1 protein-coding gene is annotated in these 1165 nt (G+C 37.1%); it reads right to left on the reverse strand.

Annotated elements, in window-relative coordinates; all coding sequences use genetic code 11:
• The coding region (locus H5202_RS22930; RefSeq protein ID WP_182774045.1) for a cache domain-containing protein at window positions 1–670 on the reverse strand (670 nt) is incomplete at its 3' end.
• Between the last annotated feature and the right edge of the window lie 495 nt (window positions 671–1165).

Consider the following 1165-nt stretch of genomic DNA (forward strand, 5'->3'; position numbering starts at 1 on the left):
TAGTTGTGACAAACAAGGTCCAGCCAGGCAGATAATCAACTTTAGAAAATGTGACTATTTTCGATTCATTTAATGTGGCGTCCATATAACGCCCATAACCATCATTTTGTAACTTAGTTTGTCTGACTATTTTATAAAAGCCGGGAAAGTTAACATTCTCTGTGGTTTTAAGCTTTGAGCTCATGACAAAACTGTTATTGGGATGTGAAACTATCAGGTCATTCGAGTCAGCTAACCAAGCAAAACTTTCTTTGGCGAGCTTAATTTCTGCTAATTTAGCGGAGATGATGGTGAGAGGCACCGCCACTGCAAGTGTTCCCATCCAGTTATTTTGCGTGTCTAAAATAGGCACTCCCACCATGATAACGGGGGCCTTTACAAACCGAGTGATGACTGGCGTGCTAATATTATATTCTTTACCCACCCATTGCTCAGCACGTATAACTGAAGAATGAGTGACTTTATTTGTATGACTTAACACATCAGTTAAATTTAAATTTTTGTCTACATAAATAGCATTAATGAAATTACCACGCCCCATTGTCATCAGCCTTTGTAGCTGTCGAGCGATAGTCGCTTTATCACCTAGCTTTGTCTTCGGGTTGTTACTGAGCATGTTCAACATAACAACATATCGAGCAAACTCTTGGCTGAGGAGATTTGCGTGCATTTTCGAAATTTTGGTAGAGTTTTCTAATGCGAAATCCAGTACACGATCACGCTCATTGATAAATATTGTGATTAAAAGCACAGACGTGAAAGCTATCATGACTAAAGAGAAGATAGTGATCACCTTGGCTTTTATACTATGAAACATATCACCTCTGAAAACGTTAACTTAACAAACTAAAATATATATAAATCACAAAAAATTGATGACACTTAAGCGTATAGACTGATGGTTAGCATTATGCCGTACTGATGCAATACCATTGAATAATGATTGCATAGACTTTGACTTCGAACACATAAACTCACTCAAAACATCTTGCATTAAGTCATGTTATTACGACATATCCGTTAATGTTGAGAAAAAATACATGTTTTTTGGTGGTTAATCTCGACCAATATAAGCCGGATTCTTTTCTAAATAGGCATGTGCTGCAGTGATAGCAACCACGGCTTTAGAATTAAATTCACGTTGGTACAAGGTATAAACTACAAA

Source organism: Shewanella sp. SG41-4, from assembly GCF_014164505.1.
GTDB lineage: Bacteria > Pseudomonadota > Gammaproteobacteria > Enterobacterales > Shewanellaceae > Shewanella.